The organism is Rhodococcus wratislaviensis, assembly GCF_041228765.1.
GTDB classification, from domain to species: Bacteria; Actinomycetota; Actinomycetes; order Mycobacteriales; family Mycobacteriaceae; genus Rhodococcus_F; species Rhodococcus_F wratislaviensis.
In genome coordinates, this window is record NZ_CP150488.1 from 4,883,561 (window position 1) to 4,891,667 (window position 8,107).

Annotated in this window: 9 protein-coding genes; 5 read left to right on the plus strand and 4 right to left on the minus strand. The window is 68.5% G+C overall.

Going from position 1 to position 8,107, the window contains the following annotated elements; genetic code table 11:
• Positions 1-104: 104 nt before the first annotated feature.
• The 3 genes from WKC72_RS22695 to WKC72_RS22705 all read right to left on the minus strand — a co-directional run bounded on the left by WKC72_RS22695 (position 105) and on the right by WKC72_RS22705 (position 1,624).
• Positions 105-776 carry a PAS and ANTAR domain-containing protein gene (locus tag WKC72_RS22695; RefSeq protein ID WP_370179326.1) on the minus strand — a complete coding sequence of 224 codons (672 nt, stop codon included), beginning with the start codon at positions 774-776 and terminating at the stop codon, positions 105-107.
• A gap of 123 nt (positions 777-899) precedes the next feature.
• Positions 900-1,184, minus strand: a complete 285-nt coding sequence (locus WKC72_RS22700; protein ID WP_370179328.1) for a YciI family protein — start codon at positions 1,182-1,184, stop codon at positions 900-902.
• Positions 1,185-1,195: 11 nt separating this feature from the next.
• The gene (locus WKC72_RS22705) at positions 1,196-1,624 is read right to left on the minus strand and encodes a CBS domain-containing protein (RefSeq protein ID WP_009472696.1); all 429 of its coding nucleotides are present in this window, start codon (positions 1,622-1,624) and stop codon (positions 1,196-1,198) included.
• 177 nt (positions 1,625-1,801) lie between these two features.
• Between WKC72_RS22705 and WKC72_RS22710 the strand changes: the two genes are divergently transcribed.
• Positions 1,802-2,461 carry a response regulator transcription factor gene (locus tag WKC72_RS22710; protein ID WP_005260679.1) on the plus strand — a complete coding sequence of 220 codons (660 nt, stop codon included), beginning with the start codon at positions 1,802-1,804 and terminating at the stop codon, positions 2,459-2,461.
• 27 nt (positions 2,462-2,488) lie between these two features.
• Here the strand turns inward: WKC72_RS22710 and WKC72_RS22715 are convergent, their stop codons facing one another.
• The gene (locus WKC72_RS22715) at positions 2,489-3,106 is read right to left on the minus strand and encodes a hypothetical protein (protein WP_037233675.1); all 618 of its coding nucleotides are present in this window, start codon (positions 3,104-3,106) and stop codon (positions 2,489-2,491) included.
• A 204-nt stretch (positions 3,107-3,310) separates the two neighbouring features.
• On the opposite strand from WKC72_RS22715, the gene WKC72_RS22720 reads away from it, so the two are divergent.
• The 4 genes from WKC72_RS22720 to WKC72_RS22735 are packed head-to-tail and all read left to right on the plus strand — an operon-like array spanning position 3,311 to position 7,836.
• Entirely contained in the window at positions 3,311-3,817 is a 507-nt protein-coding gene (locus tag WKC72_RS22720) for an FxsA family protein (RefSeq protein ID WP_005246351.1), read from the plus strand.
• A gap of 12 nt (positions 3,818-3,829) precedes the next feature.
• Positions 3,830-5,434, plus strand: coding sequence for an amidohydrolase (locus tag WKC72_RS22725; protein ID WP_370179333.1), 1,605 nt, complete (start codon positions 3,830-3,832; stop codon positions 5,432-5,434).
• Positions 5,424-7,127, plus strand: coding sequence for an apolipoprotein N-acyltransferase (lnt, locus tag WKC72_RS22730; protein WP_370179336.1), 1,704 nt, complete (start codon positions 5,424-5,426; stop codon positions 7,125-7,127). The genes WKC72_RS22725 and lnt overlap by 11 nt, the downstream gene beginning before the upstream one ends.
• Positions 7,054-7,836 (plus strand): polyprenol monophosphomannose synthase, encoded by a 783-nt coding sequence (locus WKC72_RS22735; RefSeq protein ID WP_370179338.1) that lies wholly within the window; start codon positions 7,054-7,056, stop codon positions 7,834-7,836. The genes lnt and WKC72_RS22735 overlap by 74 nt, the downstream gene beginning before the upstream one ends.
• The last annotated feature ends 271 nt before the right edge of the window (positions 7,837-8,107 follow it).

An 8,107-nucleotide genomic window follows, 5' to 3' on the forward strand; every position in this document is an offset into this window, starting at 1 on the left:
GGGAAATCGAAGCCCCAGGGTCGGAAGCGTCACCGGTGGCACCACCGGCCCAGGTTCCGCGGGTTGAGCCCCCAGGTCGCGGGACCGCCCCCGGGGGGCCTTCTCTATCCGCTGCGCCGCTCGTGAGCGGTGAGCAGCAGCGCGTCGAAACGGTCGCGAAACGAAGTGGGAGTGTGGATTTCGTCGCCGAACGCGAGAACGAGGTTCTCGGCGATCACGCGGATCTTCGTGTTCGTCGCCTGCGACCGCCACGTCAGGAGGTCGAAGGCCGCGTCGGCGGAAATGGAGTAGACGACCATCAGCGCACCCTTGGCCTGTTCGATGACTGCCCGCGAACGGACGACGTCGAGCGAAGCGACTTCGGCCTCGTCGAGCAAGCGGGGGTTGTCCCAGATCTCGTCGGTCCTGTCCTGCCACACGAGCACGACGAATCGGATGTCCGCGGAGGTGAACGTGGAGGCGAACCCGTGCGCCCACAGCCAGTTCCCATTCCTGTGCCGGATGCGGGCATACCCCGCGTGGGCGGTGCCGGTAGCGAGGACATCCCGGACGAGGCCGAACCAGCGCGGCGCGTCCGACGGGTGCATCAAACCCGCGAGGTCCACATGATCGAGTTCGTCCAATCGGTATCCGACGAGGTCGGCCAGAGCCGGGTTCGTCAACACCAGTCGCCGTCGGTCGTCGTAGACGCAGACGGCACGCGGAAGCGAGACGACCAGCGATGTGAACGCGTCGTGGCCGAGGCCGTCGGCCGGTTCGAGGGGGAACCCGGACATGCGTACTTCCTTCAAAATTTTTCGCCCCGACGACGACTCCTACACGATCATCGCGGTGTGCGCAGAACGATCCGCTAGAGGTATTCGGAGCCGAGCCCTGTTCGGCTGGGTGTGACGTGCGTCCTACTCGCTGAATTCGCCCATCGCGGGCGTCCATCCGCGGATCTGCACCTTCTCCACCAGATTTTCCTGGGCGAACGGGTCCTGCGTGAACAGGCGTGCGACGGCGTCCTCGTCCTCGGCGTCGACGATGAACAACGCACCGTGGCCTTCGGTGAGGGGGCCGGTCGAGCGCATGACCTTGCGGCGGACGAGCTCGGTGAGCCACCCACGATGCTGCGTCCGGTGATCGTCGCGAAGGGACGACGTCTCGGGGCTGTACGTGTATTCCACGACGAACAGGGCCATGAGGATCTCGCTCAGCCGTGGTCGATGTAGGACTCGAGCTGGTCGCGCTCGGTCTGCAGCTCGCCGATCCGGCTCTTCACCACGTCGCCGATGCTGACGATGCCGACCAGCTGCCCGTCCACGATCACCGGCAGGTGCCGGATCCGGCGTTCGGTCATGGTTTCGGCGAGACTGTCGACGGTGTCGGTCGGGAGACAGGCGAACACCGACGTCGTCATGATGTCCACGACCCGCGCATTCAGGATGTCGGGACCGCGCTCGTGGATGCGGCGCACCACGTCGCGTTCGGTGACGATCCCGACGACGGCGTCGTTCTCCGTCACCACCAGGGCGCCGACATTGTGTCTGGCTAATTCGCCGATCAGCGTGCTGACCGGCATCTCCGGATCGACCGTCACCACGGCCGGACCCTTGTTCCGCAACACATCCGCGATTCGCATCTGGACACCCCGATCTCTGGGCACTCCGACTGGCCGCCGATTCGATCATAGGCAGACTTCGAGCGTATGCCAGCGCTTCCGCCGGTCTTGGTTTGGTTATCTACTCGTGACCGCCGTGTCCCGCGGCCCGGCATGCAGGTCGGGCGCCCACCGGGACCGCGGTGTTAGGTTGGCGCTGTGCCGATCACCGTGCTACTCGTCGACGACCAGGAACTGATGCGGATGGGCCTCAACATGGTGCTCGACGCCCAGGACGACATCACTGTCGTCGGTGAGGCGAGCGACGGCGCGGCCGCCGTCGCCGCGGTCCGCAAACTCGAACCCGACGTGGTGTTGATGGACGTCCGCATGCCGGTGGTGGACGGGGTCAGCGCGACCGCCCAGATCCTGGAGTCGGGGGTCGCGAGCCGCGTGCTGGTGATGACGACCTTCGACCTCGACGAGCACGCCATGGGTGCATTGCGGGCCGGGGCCAGCGGCTTCCTGCTCAAGGACACCCCGTCGGAAGACCTGGTATCGGCCATCCGCAGTGTGGCCGCGGGTGACGCAGTGGTGTCGCCGAAGGTGACCCGCCGGCTGCTGGCGCGGTTCCTCGACGACGGTCCGGGTCCGCTTCGTGACCCGGAGGTCCTCGACGTGCTGACCGAGCGTGAACGGGAAGTGCTGCAGCTGGTCGCCACCGGGTTGTCGAACACGGAGATTGCCGGTCAGCTGTTCCTCTCGGAGTCGACCATCAAATCGCACGTGGGCCGGATTCTGACCAAGTTGAACGTCCGCGACCGGGTCCAGGCAGTGGTGCTGGCCTACGAGACGGGTCTGGTACGACCCGGCTCGTAGGCCGGCGGGTGGGGAAGCGAACTGCGGCTAGACGGTGAAGGTGCCGACGGTCGGGACCACGGTGCACGTGACGGCGTCGGCGTAGCCGACCGTGCCGAACATCGTCGCGAGGACGGTTCCCTTGCCGGTGTCGACGATCTTCGACAGCAGCGGGGTGCCCAGGATCGGCAGCTTGTCGTCGAGCGTGACGATTCCGCCCTGGAACGTCGTGAGGTTGATCCACGCGACGCTGAGATCGGATGACTGCGGGATCGCGACGTAGGCGGGGATGGCCTGGAATCGGAGCTGGTTCGCGGTGATCTGGGGGAACAGGTTCGGTCCGCCCTGGGCGCTCGCCAGCGTGACCGTCGCGGGTTTGTCGGCGACGCCGCACCCGAGGGTGGGGGACGGGTACATGAAGTCCTGCGGTGTGGTGAGTCCGACCTCGAGCACGTCCTTCGGGATGAACACGCTGGCGCCGAGAAGGGCGTCCACGGCCGCCGTTGCGGCGGGGGAGACCTCGGTGGCCAGCGCCTGCAGTCCGGCGGCACCCTTCGCGAAGTCGGCGACCGGTGCTGCCGACGCCGGTCCCGAAGACAGCATGCCGAAGGCGGCTGCGGACGCGAGAACGATTGCGGCTCGGCGGAAGGCGGTGGAACGAGTCATATCGGCTCCTCGTTGTGCGCGGGGTCGGAAGACCCCCATCGCAGTGAACTGCATCATGCGCAGAGTCTCAATGTCAACTTGAGGTTTAGTATCGTGAGCGCTTCGATATCTGCGGCCGGGAGAAAATCGGCGCCGTCGAACGTTGAACGATCAGACGGTTGACCCCAGACCCTCGATGAACCCGGCCGTCCGAAAGGGGGCGTCATGTACGCCGCACTGTTCCTGTTGTACGTAGTGGTGGAGATCGCCGCGCTCGTCCTGGTCGGCAACGCGATCGGCGTGCTGTGGACCGTGCTCCTCCTGCTCGGTGGAACGCTGATCGGACTACTGCTGATGCGGTCGCAGTGGCGTCGTGTGATGGACGGCCTGCGCCGGGCGGCGAGCGGCGACGGCTCTCCGGGTGCCGCGGTCGCGGACGGCGCGCTCGTCGCGCTGGGCTCCGCACTGATGTTCGTCCCCGGCCTGGTCACCTCGGTGCTCGGGCTACTGTTCCTCGTTCCCCCCACCCGGTGGGCCCTTCGGCCCGTCGTGGTCCTGCTGGCGGGAAGGCGTGCCGCCACCGTCGCGGCCGGGGCGGAGGCGTTCGCGCGGGCACCCCGGCGCGGTCGCGGCGAGGTGATCGAAGGAGAGGTGGTCGACGAGGTCTTCGAGGGTGAAGTGATCGACGAGGAGCCCCGAACCCCGACCCGTGATCCCCGCGTTCTGCCCTAACAGGCAGACTGGTTGCCTGTGACTACACAACTGCTGGTCGGCGGCCGAATCTACAGTTCCTTTGCTCCAGACGCCACGTCGATGGCAGTGACCGACGGCGTCGTGTCGTGGGTCGGCGACGACCGGGCGGCCTGCGCGCTGCACCCCGGCGCCGAAGTGGCCGACCTGGGCGGCGCGTTCGTCACCCCGGCATTCGTCGACACCCACGTGCATGTGACGGCGCTCGGCCTGAACATCGTAGGCCTCGATCTGGTCGGTGTCGGATCGCTCCGCGAATGCCTCGACCGGCTCGCCTCCTTCGCCCGCACCCACGGCGACGCGGTCATCTGGGGACACGGCTGGGACGAATCGGCGTGGCCGGAAGGCGCCGGTCCCACCACGGCGCAACTCGACGAGGCCGCACCCGGACGCACGGTGTATCTGTCCCGGATCGACGTCCATTCGGCAGTCTGCTCGACCGCCCTTCGCCGGTCGGTCCCGGATCTGAGCGACACCGCCGGATTCTCGCCGGACGGGCCGCTGACATTCGAGGCGCACCACGCCGCCCGCACCGTCGCGCGCTCGCTGCTGACGGCCGAGCAGCGCTCCGCCGCCCGCATCGCCGCCCTCGACGCGATCGCCTCCCGCGGCATCGTCGCGGTGCACGAGTGCGGGGGCCCCGACATCGCCGGACTCGACGACTTCCGGGAACTCCTCGCCACCCCGCACGGGGTCGAGGTCCGCGGCTACTGGGGTGAGGCGGTCACCGACGCCGACGAGGCCAGGAAATTGCTGAACGCCACCGGCGCCCACGCGCTGGGCGGCGACCTGTTCATCGACGGATCCCTCGGCTCCCACACGGCGTGGCTCAGCGAACCCTATGCCGATCTGGACGGCGGCACCGGCAAGAGCTACCTGGGAGTCGACGAGATCGCCGCACACGTGCGCGCCTGCACGATCGCCGGAATCCAGGCCGGATTCCACGTCATCGGCGACGCCGCCGTCCGGGCCGCGGTCGACGCGTTCGCCGTCGTCGCCGACGAGTTGGGCGGTCCCGCGGTCGCAAAGGCCGGGCACCGACTCGAACACGCCGAGATGATGACCGGTGACGACGCGGCGCGGCTCGCGCAGTGGGGTGTGATCGCCAGCGTCCAGCCCGCGTTCGACGCCCTGTGGGGTGGGAACGACGGCCTGTACGCGCGGCGCCTCGGAACCGAGCGTGCGCTGACCCTCAACCCGTTCGCCGCCGCCGCCTCCGCCGGAGTGTCGCTGGCACTGAGCTCCGACGCACCCGTCACCCCGGTCGACCCCTGGGCGATGCTGCGCGCCGCCGTCCACCACCGCACGCCCGGCAGCGGGATCTCCCCGCGCGCGGCGTTCTCGGCTGCCACACGCGGGGCATGGCGGGCCGGCGGGGTCCGGGACGGTCTCGCCGGGACCCTCGACCCGGGAGCGCCGGCGTCGTACGCCGTGTGGGATGCCGGCGAACTCGTCGTCAGCGCGCCCAAAGACTCCGTGCAGCGGTGGTCGACCGATCCCCGGTCCCGGGTCCCGGCCCTGCCGCGGCTCGAGGACGACGCGCCCACGCCGGTGCTGCTGCGTTCGGTGCACCGGGGGAGCGTCGTCCATGAGCGGTAGCACGACGTCTCGCTGGACCACCGGAAAGCGCGGCGTGCTGGTGCGTTCCGTCCTGTCGGTGGCCGCGGGATTCCTCGTGTTCGCCGGCTTCCCGCCCCGCCCCCTCTGGTTCCTCGCGCCCATCGGCATCGCGCTGTTGACGCTGATCCTCACCGGCGCCGGCGGCGCGGCACCGAGACTGCGCGCGGGTTTCGGCTACGGCTACCTCGCAGGGCTCGGTTTCCTCGTGCCGCTGCTCCCGTGGATCGGGGTGTTCGTCGGAGCCCTCCCGTGGCTTGCACTCGCCGCGGTCGAGTCGCTGTTCATCGGACTGTTCGGAATGCTTTCCGTGCTCGTCTCCCGGCTGCGCTGGGCCCCGCTGTGGATCGCGGCGTGCTGGTCGCTCACCGAATGGCTGCGCGCGAGCGTGCCGTTCGGAGGCTTCCCCTGGGGGCGGTTGGCGTTCGGCCAGTCGGAGGGCTGGTTCGTGCCGCTCGCGAGCGTCGGCGGTTCCCCGCTGCTCAGCTTCGCCGTCGCACTGACCGGCGCCGGACTGGCATCCGTCGCCGTGACGGTGCGGGCCCGGGCGAACGGTGCCACGAACTGGACGCGGCCGCTCGCCGGCGGGCTGGTCGCCGCCCTCGCCGCGACCGTCGTGTCGCTCGCGTTGTGGCCGACATTGCCGGGTATGGACTCGGGGGACCGGACGATCACCGTCGCCGCGATCCAGGGCAGCGTCCCCAAACTCGGACTCGACTTCAACGACCAACGCAAGCGGGTCCTCGACAATCACGTCAACCGCACCCTCGAACTCGCCGGCGACGTCGCGTCGGGCGCGGCGCCGCAGCCCGACCTCGTCGTCTGGCCCGAGAACGCGTCCGACATCGATCCCCTGCGCAACGCCGACGCCGCCGCCGACATCTCCCGCGCGTCCGAGGCGATCGGCGCGCCCATCCTGGTGGGTGCGGTCCTCGTGAACTCCGACCGCACCACCACCAACTCGGTGATCGTGTGGGACGGCAATGCGGGACCGCAGGAGCAGCACGACAAGAAGATCATCCAGCCGTTCGGCGAGTATCTGCCGTACCGCGGGTTCTTCCGGCACTTCTCCTCGTACGCCGATCGGGCGGGCAACTTCGTTCCCGGCGACGGTGACGGCGTCGTCCACGCGGACGGGATCGCGGTGGGCGTCGCGACCTGCTACGAAGTGGCCTTCGACCGGGCGTTCGAGCAGTCGGTGCGCAGCGGCGCCGAACTGCTCGCCGTCCCCACCAACAACGCCACGTTCGGCGACACCGAGATGACGTACCAGCAGCTCGCAATGTCGAAGGTACGGGCCGTGGAGCACGGGCGCGCCGTCGTCGTCGCCGCGACCAGCGGGGTGAGCGCGATCATCGGCCCCGATGGGACCACTGTGCAGGAAACCTCACTTTTCGTACCGGCGGCCCTGGTGTCGCAGGTGCCGCTCCGCACCGGTACTACGCTGGCAAGTCGGCTCGGCCCGATTCCGGAGGTTCTTCTCTGTGTCGGCGCCGTCGCTGCCGTCGCGTTCGCCGTGGTGCAACGACGACGCACAGTTCGCACACTGGTTCAACGCAGTACCGAGAAGGCGCCGGCAGTTGCCGGCAGGGAGGATCCTCATGGCATCGGAGACCGATTCCGGGCAGAGCGGGGCACCGAGCGCACGGACTCTGGTGATCATTCCGACGTATAACGAGCGGGAGAATCTCGGCCTGATCGTGGGGCGCCTGCATGCGGCGCTGCCGCGGACGCATGTTCTCGTCGTCGACGACGGCAGTCCGGACGGCACCGGAGACGTCGCGGACGCCCTCGCGTCGAGCGACGACGCCGGTCGCATCCACGTGATGCACCGCACCGAGAAGAACGGTCTCGGAGCCGCGTACATCGCCGGTTTCCACTGGGGGCTGGACCGCGACTACACCGTCCTCGTCGAAATGGACGCGGACGGCAGCCACGCGCCCGAGCAGTTGCATCGCCTCCTCGACCAGGTGGACGCCGGCGCCGACCTCGTGCTCGGTTCGCGGTACGTGCCGGGCGGCACGGTGGTCAACTGGCCGAAGCACCGTGAGTGGCTCTCGCGCGGCGGGAACGTCTACTCGCGGCTCGCGCTGGGCGTGAAGATCAAGGACATCACCGGCGGATACCGGGCGTACCGCCGTGAGGTGCTCGAGAAGCTCGACCTCGCCGCGGTGGAGTCGCACGGCTACTGCTTCCAGGTGGATCTCGCTTGGCGGGCCATTCAGGAGGGCTTCGACGTCCGCGAAGTTCCCATCACGTTCACGGAACGAGAGATCGGCGAGTCCAAGATGAGCGGTGGGATCGTTCGCGAGGCGCTCCTGAAGGTCACGCAGTGGGGGCTGCGGAACCGGATCGCCAAGATCAAGGGTGTGGCAGCCGGCTGACGCTCGGCAACCGACCGCTGCCCCATTCCTTCCTCGGAAGGCGTGGGGCGGTGCTGTATCGACGGCACCGAAACGTGATGCACGTGGGCAAACTCATGCGATGCCCACATTGTGAGACACCCTGAAACGGTCCGAACCGTACGCCCGATAGGAACCTGAAGCGTACTCCCGGGTAAGGTTCGGTAAATTCCCAGGTTCGCAGGTCACTATGAGTTTCTTCGGTGGCCGGTGGGTTCGTCCCACCGCCGGAGCGGGAAAGAGGACGAACAAG